This is a genomic window from Streptomyces sp. NPDC056452 (genome assembly GCF_042796085.1).
Lineage (GTDB): Bacteria > Actinomycetota > Actinomycetes > Streptomycetales > Streptomycetaceae > Streptomyces.
In genome coordinates this window covers 135477-156416 of sequence record NZ_JBHTRI010000019.1, presented here as the reverse complement: position 1 = coordinate 156416, position 20940 = coordinate 135477, and the positions used below count along the sequence as shown (strand labels likewise).

The 20940-nt window shown below is 72.7% G+C and carries 12 protein-coding genes; 7 read left to right on the top strand and 5 right to left on the bottom strand.

All coding sequences use genetic code 11. The annotated features are described in order from the left end of the window. Window positions 1-316: 316 nt before the first annotated feature. A complete protein-coding gene (locus ACFQ6X_RS20190) occupies window positions 317-874 on the bottom strand; it encodes a MarR family winged helix-turn-helix transcriptional regulator (RefSeq protein WP_383183230.1) in 558 nt (185 codons plus the stop codon). A gap of 142 nt (window positions 875-1016) precedes the next feature. Here ACFQ6X_RS20190 and ACFQ6X_RS20185 point away from each other — a divergent pair, with 142 nt between their 5' ends. Further along, entirely contained in the window at window positions 1017-2315 is a 1299-nt protein-coding gene (locus ACFQ6X_RS20185) for an MFS transporter (protein WP_383183242.1), read from the top strand. On the opposite strand, the gene ACFQ6X_RS20180 is transcribed toward ACFQ6X_RS20185, so the two are convergent. Beyond that, complete coding sequence (locus ACFQ6X_RS20180; protein WP_383183228.1) at window positions 2309-3991, bottom strand: SpoIIE family protein phosphatase; 1683 nt, start codon at window positions 3989-3991, stop codon at window positions 2309-2311. The genes ACFQ6X_RS20185 and ACFQ6X_RS20180 overlap by 7 nt on opposite strands. Before the next feature lie 372 nt (window positions 3992-4363). Then, the gene (locus ACFQ6X_RS20175; RefSeq protein ID WP_383183226.1) at window positions 4364-5779 is read right to left on the bottom strand and encodes an NAD(P)/FAD-dependent oxidoreductase; all 1416 of its coding nucleotides are present in this window, start codon (window positions 5777-5779) and stop codon (window positions 4364-4366) included. A 383-nt stretch (window positions 5780-6162) separates the two neighbouring features. Here ACFQ6X_RS20175 and ACFQ6X_RS20170 point away from each other — a divergent pair, with 383 nt between their 5' ends. After that, window positions 6163-6954 carry a TetR/AcrR family transcriptional regulator gene (locus ACFQ6X_RS20170; protein WP_383183224.1) on the top strand — a complete coding sequence of 264 codons (792 nt, stop codon included), beginning with the start codon at window positions 6163-6165 and terminating at the stop codon, window positions 6952-6954. 241 nt (window positions 6955-7195) lie between these two features. Further along, the gene (locus ACFQ6X_RS20165) at window positions 7196-9241 is read left to right on the top strand and encodes a sigma-70 family RNA polymerase sigma factor (RefSeq protein WP_383183222.1); all 2046 of its coding nucleotides are present in this window, start codon (window positions 7196-7198) and stop codon (window positions 9239-9241) included. On the opposite strand, the gene ACFQ6X_RS20160 is transcribed toward ACFQ6X_RS20165, so the two are convergent. Together ACFQ6X_RS20160 and ACFQ6X_RS20155 are read right to left on the bottom strand one after the other, a co-directional pair. Continuing rightward, window positions 9228-12473, bottom strand: coding sequence for an ATP-binding protein (locus ACFQ6X_RS20160; protein ID WP_383183220.1), 3246 nt, complete (start codon window positions 12471-12473; stop codon window positions 9228-9230). The two genes, ACFQ6X_RS20165 and ACFQ6X_RS20160, sit on opposite strands and share 14 nt — an antisense overlap. 75 nt (window positions 12474-12548) lie before the next feature. Continuing rightward, a complete protein-coding gene (locus ACFQ6X_RS20155; protein WP_383183218.1) occupies window positions 12549-14660 on the bottom strand; it encodes an asparagine synthase-related protein in 2112 nt (703 codons plus the stop codon). Between the two features lie 932 nt (window positions 14661-15592). Between ACFQ6X_RS20155 and ACFQ6X_RS20150 the strand changes: the two genes are divergently transcribed. From ACFQ6X_RS20150 to ACFQ6X_RS20135, 4 genes are all read left to right on the top strand, one after another. Continuing rightward, the gene (locus ACFQ6X_RS20150) at window positions 15593-17086 is read left to right on the top strand and encodes a sporulation protein (RefSeq protein WP_383183216.1); all 1494 of its coding nucleotides are present in this window, start codon (window positions 15593-15595) and stop codon (window positions 17084-17086) included. 132 nt (window positions 17087-17218) lie between these two features. Next, window positions 17219-18475, top strand: coding sequence for an L-2-hydroxyglutarate oxidase (lhgO, locus tag ACFQ6X_RS20145; protein ID WP_383183214.1), 1257 nt, complete (start codon window positions 17219-17221; stop codon window positions 18473-18475). Then, window positions 18468-19295, top strand: coding sequence for a tRNA (guanosine(46)-N7)-methyltransferase TrmB (trmB, locus tag ACFQ6X_RS20140; protein ID WP_383183212.1), 828 nt, complete (start codon window positions 18468-18470; stop codon window positions 19293-19295). The genes lhgO and trmB overlap by 8 nt, the downstream gene beginning before the upstream one ends. 148 nt (window positions 19296-19443) lie before the next feature. Beyond that, the gene (locus ACFQ6X_RS20135) at window positions 19444-20940 is read left to right on the top strand and encodes a PrsW family intramembrane metalloprotease (protein ID WP_383183210.1); all 1497 of its coding nucleotides are present in this window, start codon (window positions 19444-19446) and stop codon (window positions 20938-20940) included.

The following is a 20940-nucleotide window of genomic DNA, read 5'->3' as shown; positions in this document are numbered from 1 at the left end:
TTTCCCTTTCCGGCGAGTCCGACTCTATCAGATCCTTTCGGGCCTGATTCCCAGTCAGCGGGGCTTGTCATCCCGGCTGTTGGGCCGTTCCGACGCTCAAACTCTAGCGGGTTTCCTCCGCGGCTCATAATCGAGCCTTCGAATTGAATTTCGGCATGCCGAAATTCTCCCCGGCGGGAGATCGTGCTGAGTTTGGTTGCCGCATTCGCGGCGGGATCGGCTGCCTCGGGACCGTTCCGGCTCCGTGGCAACTCGGAGAACCTTACGGATCAGGGAAGGGCGTGTCAACCCCTCCCCTGGGAGCCCGTCGGACCCATCAGTCCAGGTCGGTGAGCCGGCCGCCCGCGTCCGGCTGGGCGTGCTCCACGCGGCGCAGGAGGCGGATCAGCATCTCGCCCAGGACCCCGCGCTCGTCACCCGAGAGGTCCTGGAGAAGGTCCTCCTCGAAGTCGGTGGCCATGCGCATCGCCTCGAGCCACTTCGTACGGCCCTCGTCGGTCAGCTCGACGATGACGCGCACCCTGTTGTTCTCGTCCCTGTCCCGGGTGACCAGTCCTTCGCCGGCCATCCGGTCGATGCGGTGGGTCATCGCGGCCGGGGTGAGCCCGAGGCGCTTCGCCAGCTCGCCGGGGCCCAGCCGGTACGGTGCGCCGGCCAGGACCAGGGTCTTGAGGACCTCCCACTCGGCGTTGCTGATGCCGAGGGCGGCGACCTGCCTGCCGTAGGCGACGTTCATCCGGCGGTTCAGCCGGCCCAGCGCGGAGACGACCTGCTCGACCTGCGGGTCGAGGTCGCGGAATTCGCGCTGGTAGGCCGCGATCTGCTCGTCGAGGCTCGGCTCCTGGAGCTCGGGCTGCTCGGGGGTGTCAGACATGGCGGGCAGTATCGCACGCTCTCCATGGCCATCGAAGTCCTTCTATGTGTAGCGTTAAGGTTCTAATTTTAGTGCTAAAGTCTACGAGTCTGTGTTCTTCAAGGTTCTTCGAAGTCTGAGGTAGGTGAGTGTGACCAGGGAGATGGGTGCAGCGCTGCGGCGGATCCAGGTGGGGAGCGCGCTGAGCGCGTTCGGCCTCGGGTTCACCGTTCCGTATCTGTACGTCTACGTGGCGCAGGTCCGGGATCTTGGTGCCGGTACGGCAGGTGTCGTACTGGCTGTCTTCGCCATGGCAGCGCTGGGGGTTCTGCCGTTCACGGGGCGGGCCATCGACCGCCGCGGGCCGCTGCCCGTACTGATCGTCGCCGCCGGCCTGGCGGCCGTGGGCGCTGCCGCGCTGGGTGTGGCGGGCAATGTGACGACGGCCGTGCTGTCGGCTGCCGTCCTCGGAGCCGGTACGGCGGTCATGCAGCCTGCACTCGCCACGATGCTGGTGTGGTGCTCGAGCACGGCCACCCGTACCCGCGCCTTCGCCACACAGTTCTTCCTGCAGAACCTGGGCCTCGGTATCGGCGGGCTGGTCGGCGGGCAGATCGTCGACGTCGGCGAGCCGTCGAGCTTCACCCTGCTCTTCCTGATCGAGGCGGTCATGTTCGTCGTGCTCGCGGTGGTCGCGGCCACCGTGCGCATGCCCCGTACCCCGTCCATCTCCGGTGCCCGGCCCACCGACGGCTCCGCGCCCGGGGCCGGACTGCGGGTGCTGCTCTCCCACAAGGCCATGGTCCAGCTGTGTGTCCTCGGCTTCGTGCTCTTCTTCGCCTGCTACGGACAGTTCGAGTCCGGGCTGGCGGCCTACGGCACCGAGGCGGCCGGGATCGATCCGTCGACCCTGGGTATCGCGCTGGCCGCCAACACGGCCGTCATCGTCGTCGCACAGTTCGTCGTGCTCCGTCTCGTGGAGCGCCGGCGGCGCAGCCGGGTCATCGCGTGGGTCGGTCTGATCTGGGCGTTCGCATGGATCGTGGCCGGCTACGCGGGCCTGGGGCACGGCAGCCAGACCATGGCCACGGCCGCGATGATCTCGACGTACGCGCTGTTCGGGCTCGGTGAGTCGATGCTGTCGCCGACGGTGGCCCCGCTCGTCGCCGACCTGGCACCCGAGGCGATGGTCGGTCAGTACAACTCGGCGTTCGCCCTGGTGAAGCAGCTGGCCCTGGCGGTCGGACCGGCCGTGGGCGGGCCCATGGGGGCGACGCTGCACGGGCTGTACATCGTGACGTTCGTGCTGTTCTCGCTGGGCATCACTGTGCTGGCCCTGAGACTGGGCCGGCAGCTCACTCCCGTACAGGACAAGCCGTCGCTCGTGGCGGTGCCGTCGCGGGTGGTGGCGGTGTCACTTCCGGAGGGCGGGCCGGTGCCCGCTCCCGCCACCGTTCACTGAGGTAGCGCGAATTCGCACCAGACCGCTTTGCCGCCGCCCGGTGTGCGGCGGCTGCCCCAGGACGAGGCGATGCTCGCGACGATGGAGATGCCGCGTCCCGCCTCGTCCGCGGGTTCGGCCCTGCGGCGCCGCGGCAGGTGGTCGTCGCCGTCCGTCACCTCGATGATCAGGCGGCGGTCGGTGCGGCGCAGGCCCAGACGCATGGGCGGGGTGCCGTGCTGGAGCGAGTTCGCGACGAGTTCGCTCGCGGCGAGCACGCCCAGGTCGCAGAGTTCGACGGGGAACCGCCAGGAGGCCAGGACCCCGGTGGCGAAGGCGCGGGCCCGGGGCGCCGCTTCGATGCCGCCGAGCAGATCGAGCGAGGCGTTGTGGAACAGCTCCGCGTTCGTCCCCGTCCGGGCAGGGTGCTGCACCACCAGGACCGCCACGTCGTCGTCGTGCTCGGCGGTCACCCCCAAGGAGCGGATCAGCCGGTCGCAGACCACCTGAGGTGATCCCTTGGCACCGGACAGCGCGCGCTCCAGGGACGCGACGCCCTCGTCGATGTCCTCGCTGCGGCGCTCGACCAGGCCGTCGGTGTACAGCACGGCGGTGGAGCCGGGCGGCAGTGCGATCGTCCCGGAGGTGTGGACCCAGCCGCCGGTGCCGAGCGGCGGTCCGGTCGGGTCCTCGGCGCGATGCACCGTGCCGTCCTCGTCGCACACGAGGATCGGGAGGTGGCCGGCCGAGGCGTAGACGAGATGCCCCTCGTTGGGATCGTGGACCGCGTAGACGCACGTGGCGATCTGGCTGGCGTCGATCTCGGCCGCGATGACGTCGAGGAGCTGGAGCACCTCGTGGGGCGGCAGGTCCAGGCGGGCGTAGGCACGGACCGCGGTGCGCAGCTGGCCCATGACGGCGGCGGCGCGGACGCCGCGCCCCATCACGTCGCCGATCACGAGAGCGGTGCGGCCCGCGCCGAGGGTGATGACGTCGTACCAGTCGCCGCCGACCGCCGCGTCCGTGCCACCGGGCTGGTAGGTCGCGGCGATCCGCAGGTCGTCGGGCTGTTCCAGGTCCTGCGGGAGCAGGGAGCGCTGGAGGGTCACAGCGGTTTCGCGGTGGCGGCGTTCGCTGGCGCGGAGCCGTTCCGCCGCCTCGGCGTGGTCGGTGACATCGGTGGCGTAGACGAGTACGCCCTCCTCACCCGGGGCGCTCTTCGTGAGCTCGGGATCGCCGGCGGCCACAGGGGTGCAGGTCACGGTGTACGAGTTGCCGCCCTGGACCTTGCGGGACTTCACCGTGCGGGGCGTGCCGCTGCGCAGGACCTGGTCCATCAGGGGCAGCAGGCTGAGCTCGGTGAGTTCGGGCATGGCGTCCACGGCGCGCACGCCGTAGGGGCGGGGGCCGAACGCCGCCGTATAGGCGTCGTTGACGTACGTGATGCGGTGCTCGGGGCCGTGCAGCAGCGCTACCGGGGCGGGGAGCCTGCCGAGGATGTCCCGGGCCGAGAGGGTTTCGTGAGCGGCGCCCGGGGGCGTGGCAGCGGGCGTTTCCGGTGTGGTGTCCGGCGGCGTGGGTGCGCTCTTCGGCCGGGCGGACTCGGCGCGGGCGGCGGGTACGGAACTGTGGTCGTCCCGCGCGGCGGTTCTACGCTGCGTTCCGGGAAGGCGGGCGCTCCAGCGCGTGAAGTTCACGGAATTTCTGGCCTCGTGTGTCGGTCTGGTCCGCTCGGGCGAGCTGCTTCTTCTGCCGGTGTCTGTGCCGGATTCTGTGCCGGTTTCTGTGCCGGTTCTCCTGCCGGTGCAGGGGCGTCCGGGGCCGGACCCCCGGGAAGGCGCAGCCGGGCCTCTTCGTGCTGTCGATCGTCGCTTTCGGTCACTGTAGGTGACTGTCGGTCGGGTCACTCTGTGCAGGTGTGGGCCCACCTATGGTCACACGCCCAGTGTGACCGACCGTACTGACAGTTGTGGTTCGGCTGTCCGTCCGGTGGCTGAACTGCGGCCGTCGCACGGCAGGAGAACCGCTGTCCGCAGCGGTCGGAGGGCGCGGACCCGGGGGCCCGGAGATCAACCGGATGTCTTCGGCGGACTGTCGTCCTTCGGCGGGTTGTCCTCGGGACGTGGCCGGTGTCCCTCGCTTCCGGGGTGCCCCGGGTGGGCGTGGCCGCCCGCCGCGAGGGCGAACTCGGCGCGTGGGTGTTCGAGCGAGCCGAGGGAGACGATCTCGCGTTTGAAGAGTCCGGCCAGGGTCCATTCGGCAAGGACGCGCGCCTTCCGGTTGAACGTGGGCACCCGGCTGAGGTGGTACGTGCGGTGCATCAGCCAGGCCGGGTAGCCCTTGAGCTTGCGGCCGTAGACGTGGGCGACGCCTTTGTGCAGCCCCAGCGAGGCGACGGACCCGGCGTAGGAGTGCCGGTAGTCCTTGACCGGTTGTCCGGCGAGCGTGGCAACGATGTTCTCGGCGAGGACCTTGGCCTGCCGTACCGCGTGCTGGGCGTTCGGCGCGGTCTCCCTGTCAGGTTCGGAGGAGGTGAGGTCGGGTACGGCGGCAGCGTCACCGGCGGCCCAGGCGTGCTCGACGCCCTCGACGGAGAGTGCGGCGGTACAGCGGAGCCGGCCGCGCTCGGTGAGGGGCAGGTCCGTGGCGGCGAGGAGCGGTGCGGGCTTGACGCCTGCCGTCCACACGAGTGTGCGGGTCGGGAAGCGGGAGCCGTCGCTGAGCACCGCGATCCTGCCCTCGCAGCTGTCGAGGCGGGTGTCAAGGCGTACGTCGATGTTGCGGCCCCGCAGTTCCCGGACGGCGTACTTCCCCATCGCCTCGCCGACCTCGGGCAGGATGCGGCCGGTGGCCTCGACCAGGATCCATTTCAGGTCCGCGGGCTTGATGTTGTGGTAGTACCGCGAGGTGTAGCGGGCCATGTCCTCGAGCTCGGCGAGCGCCTCGACGCCTGCGTAGCCGCCTCCGACGAAGACGAACGTGAGGGCGGCGTCGCGGATGGCGGGGTCACGGGTGGCGGAGGCGATGTCCATCTGCTCGATGACGTGGTTGCGCAGGCCGATGGCCTCCTCGACGGTCTTGAAGCCGATACCGAAGTCGGCGAGGCCGGGGACCGGCAGGGTGCGCGAGACGGATCCGGGCGCGACGACGATCTCGTCGTACGGGATCTCGACCGCGCCCGTGCCGTCCTCACCGGTGGCGAGGGTCGTGACGGTCGCGGTGCGCTTGGCGTGGTCGATGCGCTCCGCCTCACCGATGACGATCGTGCAGTCCTTGAGGACCCTGCGGAGCGGTACGACGACGTGCCGGGGTGAGATCGAGCCGGCCGCCGCCTCGGGCAGGAACGGCTGGTACGTCATGTAGGGCTCCGGCGTGACCACCACGATTTCGGCGTCGCCGCTCTTCAGTCTCTGCCGCAGCTTCCGCTGGAGACGCAGCGCCGTGTACATCCCGACGTAGCCACCGCCTACGACGAGAATGCGCACACTTGGCCGGGTGCCGGGGATCGTCCGCCGGGAATCTGGAGCCATCACCATCCCATGACGCAACGGAGTCCGGTGTTTGTCCACAGGCCCGACAAATTGTGTGACCGGAGCTCTTCGATCACCGCGTGGCGCCCGCGCACCGCGTAATTCGACAGCTGTGCAGGTCAGGCATGGCGGGAGAGCCTGGGAAGAGGGGGCGAATCAGGGGCCAACCGGTCCTTGCTCCGATCGGGGGGCGCTCCGTGCGGAACTACCCCCTTCTGAATTGACCCGGGCTCAACTATGTTCGTACCCCGTCGGGGTGTCGGATTCGGACGATGATCCGCACACCGACTGACACGGCGGGAAGTCTCCGGGGGGAGACGTCATAACCGGGGGAAGTTATGCACATTCAGGATTTGCATGGGCAGACCGCTGTCGCCTCTTCTTCGGAGGGCCACGGGCGGCTGACTGCGGTAGGAGCGGTAGGAACGGTCGCGGCAGCGGGGAACACACCCCGCTCGGCGCCGCTCCGCGTGGACGCACAGCGCAATCTGGAACACGTCCTGCGCGCCGCGCGTGAGGTGTTCGGCGAGCTGGGTTACGGCGCGCCGATGGAGGACGTGGCGCGGCGCGCCAGGGTCGGGGTCGGCACGGTCTACCGCCGCTTCCCGAGCAAGGACGTGCTGGTACGACGGATAGCCGAGGAGGAGACCTCCCGGCTGACCGATCAGGCGCGGACGGCTCTGGGGCAGGAGGAGGAGCCATGGTCGGCTCTCTCCCGTTTCCTGCGGACCTCCGTGGCATCGGGTGCGGGCCGGCTGCTGCCTCCGCAGGTCCTGCGTGTCGGGGCCGACGCGGACGAGCCGGGCGCGGCCGAGGGCCAGGGCGAGTCGCGGGTCCCGCACCAGCGGCAGGGAGTGGGCCAGGCCGATCTCCGGGTGGTTCCACCGCGCCCGTCGGTCGACGAGGAGTTCGACGACGACTCGGGTGCGGCAGAGCTGCTCGAGGTCGTGGGCCGGCTGGTCGACCGGGCGCGTGAGTCCGGTGAGCTGCGGGGCGATGTGACGGTGGCCGATGTGCTGCTGGTGATCGCCACGGCGGCTCCGGCCCTGCCTGATCCCGCTCAGCAGGCTGCGGCTTCGGCACGGCTGCTGGACATCCTGCTGGAGGGTCTCCGCTCCCGCCCCGCGTAGGCACACGGCCGGTGTCCGTCCAGCGCTCCGTCCAGCGCCGGACGGACACCGGTAATCCCGTATCCGCACCCGAGGACCGGGGGCAGGAGCCGTCGGCTTCCCCATGGGGCGATGCCGACGGCCCTTATACAGCAAGACACCCCGGACGAGTGGTTGACGGGGCTGAAGGGTTCGCCGCGACGGCGCTCTGTGGCACGCTTGCCCGGTATTCGGGTCCGAAGTGCATACGGGGGCTTCCGCGATGAGCGGTGACGGGCAGCAGGAAGAACCGTTGGACGATATCGCTGCCGCAGGCGGTGGCACGGACACCGGTGTGCCGTCCGGTCACGTGCCGGGCCAGGCAGGCTCCGGAAACGGCGAGCACAGGGAAGAACGCGCCGAGGGCGGCACCGTCCTGCCCGGCCCCTGGCCGGCAGCGCCCGATACCGCTGCCGTCCCCGGGACAGATCCTTCGACAGGACACGGAACGGACCACGCGGCGGAACGCGAAACGGATACCGGTACGGAGACCGACGCGGCGTTCGTCGTGCCCCTGCAGCGTGAGGGCCGGGGCAGTTCCGCCGAACTCGCTCCTTCGGACGCCCAGTTGATCCTGGGCATGCGCGCCGGCGACGACCGGGCGTACGAGGAGCTGTTCCGTCGGCACTCAGGGGCCGTACGCCGCTACGCCCGCAGCTGCTGCCGCGACGCGCACACCGCCGACGACCTGACGGCCGAAGTGTTCGCACGGACACTTCAGGCGGTGCGCGGCGGGAAGGGGCCGGAGGAAGCGGTCCGGGCGTACCTCATGACCGCTGTCCGCCACGTCGCCGCCGCCTGGACGAAGAGCGCGAAGCGCGAGCATCTCGTCGACGACTTCGCGGTGTTCGCCGCGCAGGCCACGCGTTCCTCCGAGCTCTCGGATGCCGACACCCTCGACCTCGGCGCCGATGTGATGGCCATGCACGAGGCGGACCGGTCGATGGCGATGCAGGCGTTCCGCAGCCTGCCGGAGCGCTGGCAGGCCGTGCTGTGGCACACCACCGTCGAGGAGGAGTCACCGAGCGAGATCGCCCCGCTGTTCGGGCTGTCGGCCAATGCCACGGCGGTTCTGGCCGTCAGGGCACGCGAGGGACTCAAGCAGGCCTATCTGCAGGCGCACGTGAGCGAGACCCTGACGTCCGGGGGCGACTGCGCGCAGTACGCCGACCGGCTCGGCGCCCATGCCCGCGGCGGACTGCGGACCCGGGCCGAACGAGGACTGCGCAAGCATCTCGACGAGTGCGCGAAGTGCCGTGTCGCCGCCGGTGAACTGGCCCATGTGAACGCGGGGATTCCGGCACTGCTCCCGGTCGCCGTCATCGGCTGGTTCGCCGCCGGCTACGCGGTCAAGGCCGCGGGCATCGTGGCGGGCGGGGCAGCCGGTGCGGCCGGTGCCGGAGCAGCCGCGGCGGCGACGGGCGGCACGGCGTCCGGCGGCGCGGCCGGCGGTGCCGCGGCCGAAGGGCTCGGCGCGCCGGCGAAGGCCGGAATCGCGGCGGCGGTCGCCGTGGCGGCCGCGGCCGGACTGGTGTGGGCGCTCGTCGGTGACGACGGGCCCGCGCCGGAGGCCGCGCCGGTGGCGAAACCGCCGGTGGTCGCCCCGGCGGTGCCCGCGCCCGCTCCCCCGCAGAAGCCGACGCCGCCGGCCCCGGCCGCACCGGCACCCGAACCTCCGCCGGAGCCGACGCCCACACCCACTCCCACGCCCACGCCCACACCTGAGCCCACACCCACGCCTGAGCCGCCGCCCGCTCCGAAGCCGACGCCCACTCCCGAGCCCGCCCCGCCGAAGCCGCCGGCACCGGAGCCTCCCCCGGCACCGGCTCCCGAGGTCTACCAGGTCAGCCAGTTGAAGTACTCCGTCGTCGGCGACCACAGCGAGCCGGAGATCTCGCTGAGCGAGAGCCGGGGGGCGGTCTGGCAGCGTTCCGGGCTGTCGATCGGCTCCACGACGTACGCCCACGGGGTGACCGTCCACCCGCGCTCGTCGTTCACCGTCCGGCTGAACCGCGACTGCACCACGTACGAGGCGATGGCCGGGGTCGACGATCTGACCAAGTGGACCGGCGCGATGCGCTTCTCCGTGTTCAACGGGGACGGTGCGCGGCTGTGGCAGTCGCCGGTGATGCGCGGCGGTGACCCCGCCGTCGCCATGCGCGTCGGTATCGGCGGCCAGCGGACGATCCGGCTCGTCGTGGAGCCCACGGAGCCGTTCGGCGCGGCGGCACTGGCCGACTGGGCGAACTCGAGGATCAGCTGCCGCTGAGCTCCTCGGTGATGCCGGTCAGGAGGTCCACGGCCTCGTGCGGGGTCAGGGCGCTGCCCGCGGCGCGCTCCGCGTCGTACAGGAGGGGCCCCAGCTTCTCGCGGAGCTCCGCCAGTGCCTCGGCCACCTCCGCCTCCTCCAGCACCGACCGCGGGCCGCTGCCGCGCCAGGTGTCGGAGGCCGCCAGGATGCGGGCCGCCGCCCCGTACCGTCCCAGCAGCGGCAGCGTGATCCCCGCCGCCTCCGCCAGGTAGGCGGTGAACACGTCCGCGCAGCGGGCTTCGACGGCCATGCGGAGGCCGTCGGTGATGCCGCGCAGTCCGGTGGCGGGCCCGCCAGAGGGTTCGTACACGCTGATGCGCGCCGAGAGGCACAGGAGGCCTGCCGCGAACTGCGGGGGCGGGCCGTAGACCTGCGCGCCGCGCGCCGCGTCGGCGAACCGCCTCGCCGCCGGGATCTCCCCGGCCGTCAGCGCGATCGAGGCCCGCAGGTAGTTCACATAGGCGTGGGCGTCCAGCACGTGCTGCCGCTCGGCCTCGGCCTCCGCCTCGTCCAGTCCCTTCCTGGCCGCGTCCAGGTCACCGGCCCGGTAGTCGAGTTCGGCGAGGCGGCCGAGCAGGAACGGGGCCTCGGCGTGGGCACCGACCTCCCGTGCCAGCCCCAGTGCCTCCTGGTAGGCGCCTCGCGACTCGTCGTACCTCCCCCGCATCATTCCGGCCTCCGCGGCGGCGCTCGCGACCTGGGCGCGCAGGTAGCGGTCGCCGATGCGTCGGCTCAGTGTGCGCAGCTCGGCGAGGTCCTCGTCGATGCCGGTCATGCCGTGCGGTGTGTCGACGAGCATGTGGGTACGGAACATCAGGGTGACGCCGTACTCCCAGTCGCCACCGTTCTCGCGGGCGTTGGCGACGGTCGCGTCGAAGTGCCCGCGCACGTCCTGGGTGAACTCGCCGCGCATGTACGAGGTCAGCGGCCAGAACAGTCCCGGGAAGCGGGCGGCCTGCGGGCCGCCGGATCCGAAGGCCTCGGTCACACAGCTCACCAGTGCCTGGATCTCCTCGTCCCCCTGGGCGTCCGCGACAGCCCTGGTCTCCATCGTGAGGAAGAACCGCAGCATGTGCAGGTGCTTGCGGGGCCAGTAGCGGGGGTCCGCCGGATCGTCCGGGTCCTCGCCGAGGCCGGCGGCCCGGTCGGCCCAGGCCACACCCTCGTTACGGAAGTTGCGCAGCCACCAGAACCAGCCCATGCCCAGGACGAGGCGCAGCGCGTCCCGCTCGGAGGGTTCGGTGACGACCGTGCGGTGCAGGGCGGCGCGGATGTTGTCGAGGTCCGCCTCCAGCCGGCTGATCCACGGGAGCTGTTCGCCGGAACGGAGCAGGGGGTCGGCCTCCTCGGCCAGTGCGGCGAAGCAGTCGGTGTGTGCCGCCGCCGCTGCGGCCCGTACGTCAGGTGTCTCGGCGGCGCGCTCGGAGGCGTACTCGTGGATGGTCTCCAGGAGGCGGTAGCGCATCTCGCCGGCGTCGGTGGGGGTCGCCACGACGAGGGACTTGTCGACGAGCGCCCCGAGCAGGGACGCGGCGTCCGGGCTTCGGGTCACCGCCTCGGCGGCGGCCAGGTCCCAGCCGCCCGCGAAGACGGAGATCTGCCGCAGGACGGTGCGCTCGTCCTCCGAGAGGAGGTCCCACGACCAGTCCACGACCGCCCGGAGGGTCTGCTGACGGGGCAGAACGGTGCGGCTGCCGCTGGACAGCAGACGGAAGCGGTCGTCCAGGCGGTCCGCGATCTGGCGCGGCGTGAGCAACCTCAGCCGGGCGGCCGCAAGTTCGATGGCGAGCGGAAGCCCGTCGAGCCGCCGGCAGATCTCGGCAATGACCTGGGCGTCCTCGGTGTCCTTTCCTTGCGTCTCCTCGTCGGGGCGGAAGTCCGGCCGCACCGCGCGGGCACGTTCGGCGAAGAGGCGGTGGGCGGGGTGGGGCGGCAGCGGACCCACGGGGCGCACGGCCTCGCCGGGCACGCCGAGGGGCTCGCGGCTGGTGGCGAGGATGCGCAGCCGCGGGCAGTGGGTGAGGAGGGTCTCCGCGAGTGCCGCCGCCGCGTCGATGACGTGCTCGCAGTTGTCGAGCACGAGGAGGAACGGACGGTTCCGCGACCGGTGGGAGAGGTGCTCGACGAGCCGTTCGGTGGGGTCCGCGGCCGCGGCGGGACGGTCGTGGGTGCTGTCCCGCAGGAGGGTCGTCTCCCGCAGGCCGAGGGCGGAGAGTACGGCTCCGGGTACGGCGGAGGGGTCGTCCAGCGGGGCGAGTTCGGCGATCCAGGCGCCCTGGCCCGCCGCGGACTCCTCGGCCAGCCTGGTCTTCCCCGAGCCGCCGGGACCGGTGAGGGTGACGAGGCGGGCGCGGGTCAGGTCGGCGCGGATCGCCTGGAGTTCGGGCTCCCGGCCGACGAAGGAGGTGAGCCTGGGGCGGAGGTTGCCTTCCGGGGGGTGCGGGTCGGCCGGGGTTCCCGGGGCCGAGGGTCCCGCGTGGTCGAGGAGCTCTCGGTGGAGGGCGGTGAGTTCCGGTCCCGGGTCGGCGCCGAGGCCGTCCGCCAGGGCCCGGCGTGCCTCCTCGTACGCGACGAGTGCGTCGGCCTGTCTTCCTTCGGCGCGCAGGGCACGGAGCAGCTGCGCGTGCAGGGGCTCGTTGTAGGGGTGGGCGGCCGTGAGCTCCCTGAGCTCGGGTACGAGGCCCCGCGGAGCCCCGCGCCGGAGGTCGGCCTCGATGCGCTGCTGGATCGCCGCCGTCCGGTCGGCCTCGGCCCGTATCCCGTGGTCGCGCTCGCGGAGGTCGGCGAGCGCGGGCCCGCGCCACAGGGCGAGTGCGGCGCGCAGGGTGCGGGCGGCGGACTCGGGGTCGCCGGAGTCGAGTTCGGCGGCTCCCCGGCGGGCCAGCCGCTCGAAGACGTACAGATCGACGTCGTCGCGGTCGGCTTCGAGTCGATAACCGCCGGGCGTGCCGGTGACCGCCTCCCGGCCCAGGGCACGGCGCAGCCTGCCGACGAGGGCCTGGAGGGCGGCCGGCGCGTCGTTCGGGGGATCACCGGCCCATACGTCGTCGACGAGCGCGGCGACGGACACGGGGCGCCCTGCGCGCAGGGCGAGTGCGGCGAGGAGGGCGCGCAGCCGCGTACCGCCCACGGGCAGCGGGCCGCCTTGCTCGTCTCGCGCCTCGGTGGCGCCCAGGATCAGGTACTGCACCGGCCCATTGTGTCCGGTGCGGGGCCTCCTGAGCGCGGGGCTTTGTCCTGTCGCGCGGCGCCTCGGTCGTCGGCGTTACGGCTGGAGCGTCCTGCGGGCCGGGACCACGCCGCCGGCGACTGCCCGTTGGCGCGGGGCCGCCGTGCCCGTCCAGCAGGTGCCCCGGCGGGTGACCAGGCGACGGAGCCAGAGTTCCGTGGAAGCGAGGTCGGCCAGGCCGTCCAGGGGAAGCGGTTCGCCTTCGGACGCCGCGCGCAGCGCCTTCCGTACGACGCGGGCCTCGATCAGGCCCGCGTCCGCGAGCAGGGGCGCGTCGAAGAGCGCGATCAGCTCCGGGAGAGCGGCGCGCAGACCGAGCCGGCCCGCCGCGGCCGAGGTGGCCTGGGACGGGGTGCCCCAGCCGGGCGGCAGGTCGTGGATGCCCGCGCCCGCGAGGACCCGGCGCAGGATCGCGGCCCGGGCTCCCGGCTGGACGCGCAGCGATTCGGGGAGCGCCCTGGCCGCCCGTACGACCTGGTTGTCGAGGAACGGGGCGTGCAGCCGCTGGCTGCGGATCTCCGCGGCCTGTTCCAGGATCCGGTGGTCGGCCGCGTGCCGGGCCAGTGCCGCGCGGGCGCGGGCCTCTCCCGGCCGCTGCACCGACGTGGGCCGGATCGCCGCCTCCTGCAGCCGGACGGCCACTTCCGCGAGCGCCTCCCCGGTGAGCCAGCGTGCGGCCGGGCCCGGACGGGACCAGGCGAGGGAGGCGAGCGAGGCCTCTGCGGGGGTGTCGAGGTCGGGCGCGTAGCGGTTGGCGTCCGGCAGCAGGTCCGCCGCTGCCTCCAGGCCGGTGCGGTACGAGGTACGGGCGAGCCGACGGGCCGCGCGGTAGACGGCCAGCGGGACGAACAGGGAGTGCGCGGAGGTTTTCTCGGCCTTGGCGAGGGCGGCGACGGGGCGCAGCAGATGGCGTCTGCGCCGGTCCATGAGCAGGTCGGCCAGGCGGGCGGGGTGGGCATCGAGCACCTGCCGGGCGCCGTGGCCGACGAAGTGGTCGGCGCTGCCCGCGGCCAGGCGGCGGCGGTGGCGCTCGGCGACGACGAGGGAGGGGGCGGGTTCGTCGGTGAGGGGGCCGCTGTCCAGTGCCGCGTAGGGCAGGGCCTCTTCGCCGGCTGCGACGACCACGTGGTGCAGGCGGGGGTTGGCGGCGATGACGCGGGCGCGTTCCAGTTCGTCCTCGCGGCCCTTCGCGGAAAGGTCGTTGAACGTGACCGCGAGCAGGCGCTCGCCCGCCCCGGTGCCGTGGCCGAGGACGGTGCCGGGCAGCCCGGGGAGTCCGGCGGCCAGCAGGGCGAGGGTGGCGGAGGCACTGCCTCCGGAGAGGTCGGAGCCGATGCCGGGTACGGGCGCCCCGCGGGCGGCGCGGCGTTCGGCGGGGCCCATGCCGGGGACGGGCCCGGGGTCGGGCGGCAGGGTCTCCGGGGCGTGGCGCGGGGCGGTCAGCCGGGCGCGTACGGCTTCGACGAGCGCGTCCCGTACGCCCTCGACGGCTCTGACCGGGTCGACCTGGGGCGCCGCCACGGCGAGGGACGCCACCGCTTCGTAGCCCGTGATCTCCCGGGAGCCCTCCCGGAGGATGAGCGCGTGGCCCGGCGGGACCCGCTTCACCCCGGCGTACGGCGTGCCGTTGCCCAACGCCTCCGGTGTCTCCGGGCAGGCGAGCAGCGCGGCCAGGTGGCCGATGTCCAGCTGGGCCTCGATGAGGTCCGCCAGCGGAAGGGCGGCAGTGGCGTACGCGGTTCCGTTGGCCCAGGGCGTGTGGAAGACGGGGCGGGCTCCTGCGATGTCACCGGCGACGGTGATGCGGCGGCCGATCTGGACGACGGCCGTGTAGCTGCCGGGCCAGGCGGTGAGATGACGCAGCGCCCCGCCGCGGGCGGCGAGCAGTCCGACGCGGAGCTGTTCGTCGGTGGCACCGCAGCAGCCGAGGACCGCGAGACGGGTGGTGGGGGCGCCCTCCTGGGTCGCGACCTTGATGATGCGGATCTCGTCGGGGCGCCAGTCGCCGACGGCCCAGAGCGGATCCGGGTCACCCCACAGGAGTTGGGAACCCACGGGGTGGACGGTGCGTCCCTCGCCGTGGTTGCCGACCGCACCTACGGTGCCGAAGCTCGCGGCGATACTGCTCCACCCCACCAACCAACGCATCGCCGCCTCCACAGGCTGTGGACGAAGCGGCACCAGGACACGCGAACGCCGCTGCGGGACATGCTGCCACGACAAAGGCGCCCGGGAGGGGGTACGGGCAGCGCACACCGGATGTGCATGCGCCCCTGGCAAAGGCCCGGCGGAGCCCGCACCAACAGAACCGGCGCTTCCGGGAGTTGTGGTGCCGCGCTCCGGATGGGGGTGGTGCCCCGGCCGCTCCGCGGCACCGTTGGAATCCGGCCATAGCCGGACCGTTCCCCAACGTGTGAGCCGACCGGCGTTATTCAGCCAATCTCTGATCGCGATGCAACCGCGCGTTTCGCCTCCGGGGGCTTCGCGGACGGCCAGGGACCACATCGGCCGGCGCATCCCCCCGGTGCGCCGGCCGACCTGTCCCGCCCCCCACCGGCTGCCGTACAACACACAGTCCGGGAGGTGTTCGCCACCTCCCGGACCGGTTCGCCGCCCGCGGGGATTGGGGCGGCGGTCTCCCCCAGCCCGCTGAGTCCAGTGCAGCGGGCCGACCCACGCAGCACCAATGGAAGCGCTCCCGTACCGGCCGGACCAGAGCGCACGGCCGGGCGCACGGCCACACACCAGGAGCACGCGGGACACGCCCCCGGCCGCACCCCGGGCCCGCGCGGCCCGCCGCCCGCTCCCCGGGCGCACATCCGGCGCCGCACCGGACAAGGACCGCACAGTCCGCCCGCACGCACAACATTCCCGCCATACGGACGTCTGCCCCTTAACGGTAGGGATGCGGCGAACTACGCTGGGTTTACTGATGTTCTCGGCAGGGCGGCATATTCCACGGGGCTCGGCCAAATGCGTGTGCGGCCGGAGTGCCCGGGACCGTACCTGGGGAGAACACGGTACGAATGCCGCGCGCCTCACGGTGACGCGGCTGCCGTCTGTGTGTCGAGGGGTGGCGCATGTCCAGGGAGCAACGCGGGCCGAACGAGAAGCTCGGCACGGTTCTCGCCCTCGCGGGAATCAGTAACGCCGGGCTCGCCCGGCGGGTCAACGACCTCGGAGCGCAGCGCGGTCTGACTCTTCGCTACGACAAGACCTCGGTGGCCCGCTGGGTCGCCAAGGGCATGGTGCCGCAGGGTGCCGCGCCCCATCTCATCGCCGCGGCGATAGGGGCCAAACTCGGCCGCCCGGTGCCGCTGCACGAGATCGGGCTCGCGGACGCCGACCCGGCGCCGGAGGTCGGTCTGGCCTTCCCGCGCGATGTGGGCGAGGCGGTGCGGTCGGCGACGGATCTGTACCGGCTGGATCCGGCCGGGCGCAGGGGCGGCGGAATCTGGCAGTCGCTGGCGGGTTCCTTCGCCGTGAGCGCGTACGCGACGCCCGCGTCCCGTTGGCTGATAACCCCCGCCGATCCGTCGGTCGCGCGGGACCCGACGGCGGCCGAGGCCGCGATCCTCGGCGCCCCGGGCGCACCCGGGGCGCAGGGCGGCGTGCCCGTCCAGCCCGGTCCGGACGCGTCGTCCGACGTGTCGCCGCTGCGCGTCGGCCACAGTGATGTGGCCAAGCTGCGCGAGGCAGCCCAGGACGCCCGCCGCTGGGACTCCAAGTACGGCGGAGGGGACTGGCGTTCCTCCATGGTCCCGGAGTGCTTACGGGTCGACGCCGCACCTCTGCTCCTCGGTTCGTACAGCGACGAGGTGGGCCGGGCCCTCTTCGGTGCGTCCGCCGAGCTGACCCGGCTCGCCGGGTGGATGGCGTTCGACACCGGCCAGCAGGAGGCCGCGCAGCGCTACTACATCCAGGCGCTGCGGCTCGCCCGGGCCGCCGCCGACGTACCGCTGGGCGGATACGTACTGGCGTCGATGTCCCTGCAGGCCACCTACCGCGGCTTCGCCGACGAGGGCGTGGACCTGGCCCAGGCGGCGGTCGAACGCAACCGCGGTCTGGCCACCGCACGGACCATGAGCTTCTTCCGTCTCGTGGAGGCCCGCGCCCACGCGAAGGCGGGCGACGCACCGGCCGCGGGGGCCGCGCTCAAGGCTGCGGAGAGCTGGCTGGAGCGTTCCCGGGCCGGCGATGCCGACCCGTCGTGGCTCGGCTTCTACTCGTACGACAGATTCGCCGCCGACGCCGCCGAGTGCTACCGGGACCTGAAGGCCCCGCGGCAGGTGCGGCGCTTCACCGAGCAGGCCCTGTCCAAGCCGACGGAGGAGTTCGTCCGCTCCCACGGACTGCGGCTCGTCGTGTCGGCGGTCGCGGAGCTGGAGTCGGGCAACCTGGACGCGGCGTGCGCGGCCGGGACGCGTGCGGTCGAGGTGGCCGGACGCATCTCCTCGGCGCGCACCACGGAGTACGTACGCGATCTGCTGCACCGCCTCGAACCGTACGGGGACGAGCCCCGCGTGGCCGAGCTCCGGGAACGGGCCCGGCCGCTCCTGGTGGCCCCGGCGTAGGCGGAACGCCGTAACGCCCCGGTATGCCCCGACCCGGGGGACGGCTGCGGGACCACGACTCGCCACGCCCCCGCCTCCCCTGGTTTGAGCCCGTTGTCAGTGGGTCAGTGCACTATCGGGGTGGGAGGTGGCGTGATGACGCACGCGGCGTACGACTGCGATGTGCTGGTGATCGGCGGCGGGATCGTCGGTCTGTCGACCGCGTACGCGCTCACGCGCACCGCGCCAGGCACCCGGGTCACGGTGCTGGAGAAGGAGTGGGGGCCCGCGCGCCACCAGACGGGGCGCAACAGCGGGGTGATCCACAGCGGCATCTACTACCCCCCTGGCTCCCTCAAGGCGCGCTACGCCGTGCGCGGCGCCGCGGAGATGGTCGACTTCTGTGCGCGTCACGGGATCACGCACGCCGTGACCGGCAAGCTGATCGTCGCGACCGAAAGCGACGAGCTGCCCCGCCTGCACGGCCTGGTCCAGCGGGGGCGGGAGCACGGACTGCCGGTACGGGAGCTCGGCCCCGCCCAGATCGCGGAGTACGAGCCGCAGGTCCGCGGCCTCGCGGCGATCCGGGTCGGGACGACCGGGGTGTGCGACTTCGGGGCGGTGGCCGCACAGCTCGCGGCCGAGGTGAGCGGGGCGGGCGGGCAGATCCGGTTCGGCGCGGAGGTCGTCGCTGTCGACCGGCGCCCCTGGGGTGTCGCCGTGCGAACGGCCGACGGGCAGGTGGTCCGCGCCCGGGTGCTGGTCAACTGCGCGGGGCTGCACAGCGACCGGGTGGCACGGCTCGCGGGTGACGACCCAGGGGTGCGGATCGTGCCGTTCCGCGGGGAGTACTACGAGCTGGCGAGGCCGGAGCTGGTGCGCGGCCTGGTCTACCCGGTGCCGGACCCGGCGTTCCCGTTCCTCGGGGTCCATCTGACCCGGGGCGCCGACGGCACGGTCCACGTCGGTCCGAACGCGGTGCCGGCGCTGGCCCGTGAGGGATACGGCTGGCCCGTCGTCCGCCCCCGTGAGCTGGCGTCCACCCTGAGCTGGCCCGGGTCCTGGCGGATCGCCCGGCAGCACTGGCGGTACGGGGCGGGCGAGGTGCACAGATCCCTGTCGAGGAAGGCGTTCACCCGGGCCGTCCAACGGCTGCTGCCCGAGGTGACCGAGGACGATCTTCGCCCGTCCCCGGCCGGGGTCAGGGCCCAGGCGGTGCTGCGGGACGGCACGCTGGTGGACGACTTCCTGTTCCGCGAGGCCCCGCACACCGTGCACGTACTGAACGCGCCGTCGCCCGCCGCCACGGCTTCGCTGCCCATCGGGAGGGAGGTGGCGCGACGGGCCCTGCTGCGGGCACGCGCGTCGGGGTGGAAGCCACCCGCCGTAGAATCCGGTCATTGTGTCTGAGCCTGTGAACCCCACCCCCGAAACGCCCGGCACCCCCGCGGACGCGGATGCCGAGGCCCGGCGCGCAGCATCGTTCGAGCGGCAGCGCAGACTCCGCCAGGAGCCCCGCTTCCCCGGCGGACCCGCTGCCGACCCGGCAGGATCGCACCACGAGCGCCGGATCCGCAGCTTCCAGCCGCGCCGCAGCCGGGTCACCGCCGGCCAGGAGGACGCCCTCCAGCGGCTGTGGCCGAAGTGGGGCCTGGACATCGACGGCCTCCGCGTCCTCGATCTGCCCGAGCTGTTCGACGGCCTCCCGGTGGTCCTGGAGATCGGCTTCGGCATGGGCGAGGCCACCGCGCAGATGGCGGCCGACGACCCCGGCACCGGCATTCTGGCCGTCGATGTGCACACTCCGGGCCAGGGCAATCTGCTCGGTCTCGCCGACCGGGCAGGGCTGTCCAACATCCGGGTCGCCAACGGTGACGCGATCATCCTGCTGCGCGAGATGCTGGAGCCGCAGGCGCTGGACGGGCTCCGGGTGTACTTCCCCGACCCCTGGCCCAAGAAGCGGCACCACAAGCGCCGGCTGATCCAGCCCGAGTTCCTCGACCTGGTGGCGCAGCGGACGAAGCCGGGCGCGGTGATCCACTGCGCGACGGACTGGGAGCCGTACGCGGAGCAGATGCTCGAGGTGCTGACGGCGCACCCCCTGTTCGAGAACACGCAGGCGGACGGCGGCTACGCGCCGCGGCCCGCGTTCCGGCCGCTGACCCGCTTCGAGGGGCAGGGCCTGGACAAGGGGCACGTCGTGCAGGACGTTCTGTTCACCCGTCGGTGAGCCGGCGCGCGCAGGACGTGCTCCCGGCCGCCCCCGGCCGCCCCCCGGTCGGCGCCAGTCGCTGCCGGGGGTCGCTGATCAGCCACTGAACGGTGCCCGGCGCTGCGCACCATGGCCAGGTGTCAGTCCCTCTCGTTAGGGTCATCGGGTGTCCGAGGGGTACGAGCAGCACCAGCAGCCGGCCGTCCCGGTTCTCGAGGAGCAGCGGCTCGACGAGTTCCTGGGCGCCGTCCCGGAGCGCGGCCAGTGGCGTTACCGGCCGCGCCGCGTCGGCATGGTGTGGCGCAGCAAGGCGTTCCGCGCCGGTGCGGTGATCGTCGTCCTCGCTCTGTGCGGCCTGCTGATCCTGTCCATGGTCCGCGAACAGACCGGCACCGAGGGTTTCCTGGTCGGGCTGGGGCTGGCCGTCCTGCCCGTGCCGCTGCTGATGGCCGCGTTCCGCTGGCTGGACCGGGTCGAGCCGGGCCCCTGGCGCAATCTGCTGTTCGCCTTCGCCTGGGGAGCGTGCGCCGCCGCACTGGTGGCGATCATCGCGAACACGTTCGCGACCCGGTGGATCGCCACGGCCACCGCCGACCCTGCGAGCGCCGACACCCTGGGGGCCACGGTGATAGCCCCGGTCGTCGAGGAGAGCGCCAAGGCCGCCGCCGTCCTGTTGATATTCCTGTTCCGCAGACGGGAGTTCAGCGGTGTCGTGGACGGGATCGTGGTCGGCGGATTCACCGCGACCGGCTTCGCCTTCACCGAGAACATCCTCTACCTGGGCAACGCCTTCGGCGAGGACCAGGAGCTGGGCACGACGGGCCTCGCGTCGGTGACGGCGGGGACCTTCTTCGTACGGGTGGTGATGTCGCCGTTCGCGCACCCCCTGTTCACGGTGCTCACCGGCATCGGATTCGGGGTCGCGGCCGTGGCCGGGCGGCACCACCGGGTGCGCAGGATCCTGCTGCCGGTCCTCGGCCTGCTCCTGGCCATGGGCATGCACGCCCTGTGGAACGGCTCGTCGGCCTTCGGTCCGTACGGCTTCTACGCGGTGTACGGGGTGTTCATGATGCCGGCCTTCGGCCTGGTGACCTGGCTGGCCATCTGGACGCGCCAGCGCGAACTGCGCACCCTGGCCACCGAGCTGCCCGTCTACGCGGCGGCCGGCTGGCTGACTCCCGCCGAACCGCTGTCCCTCGCCTCGATGCGGGCCAGGGGCATGGCACGCGACATGGCACGGCACTGGCACGGAACCTCCGACCGGGCCCGGGGCAAGGCCGCGGCACAGGCGGTCGCGGAGTACGAGGCGTTCGCGACCTCCTTGGCGGTGCTGCGCAGGAGAGCCCGCCGCGACACCCCCGGTCCGGACTTCGCCGAGCGCGAGCAGGAGCTGCTGCACCACCTGTGGCAGCGCCGGGAGGTCGCCGGGCCCGCCCTGACGTACGCGGCCCATGCGACGGGCCGGTTCCGCGCCACGCGCGGCACGGCCCCCATGGGCCCGGCCGCGGTCCCGTCCCCCCGCAGGTTCCCGCAGCCGGCCCCGTACCCGCAGCAGCCCGCCCCGTATCCGCAGCAGCAGCTCCCCGCGCCGCACCGGCACTACGGCGGGTACAACCCGTATCTGCACGACGGTCACCAGCAGGACAGCCGCCCACCCGCCTAG

Excerpts from the sequence above, each read along its gene's own strand:
- ACFQ6X_RS20190 (WP_383183230.1), bottom strand. The coding sequence starts at position 874 with ATGTCTGACACCCCCGAGCAGCCCGAGCTCCAGGAGCCGAGCCTCGAC.
- ACFQ6X_RS20150 (WP_383183216.1), top strand. The coding sequence starts at position 15,593 with ATGTCCAGGGAGCAACGCGGGCCGAACGAGAAGCTCGGCACGGTTCTC.
- ACFQ6X_RS20155 (WP_383183218.1), bottom strand. The coding sequence starts at position 14,660 with ATGCGTTGGTTGGTGGGGTGGAGCAGTATCGCCGCGAGCTTCGGCACC.
- ACFQ6X_RS20170 (WP_383183224.1), top strand. The coding sequence starts at position 6,163 with ATGCACATTCAGGATTTGCATGGGCAGACCGCTGTCGCCTCTTCTTCG.
- ACFQ6X_RS20165 (WP_383183222.1), top strand. The coding sequence starts at position 7,196 with ATGAGCGGTGACGGGCAGCAGGAAGAACCGTTGGACGATATCGCTGCC.
- ACFQ6X_RS20185 (WP_383183242.1), top strand. The coding sequence starts at position 1,017 with ATGGGTGCAGCGCTGCGGCGGATCCAGGTGGGGAGCGCGCTGAGCGCG.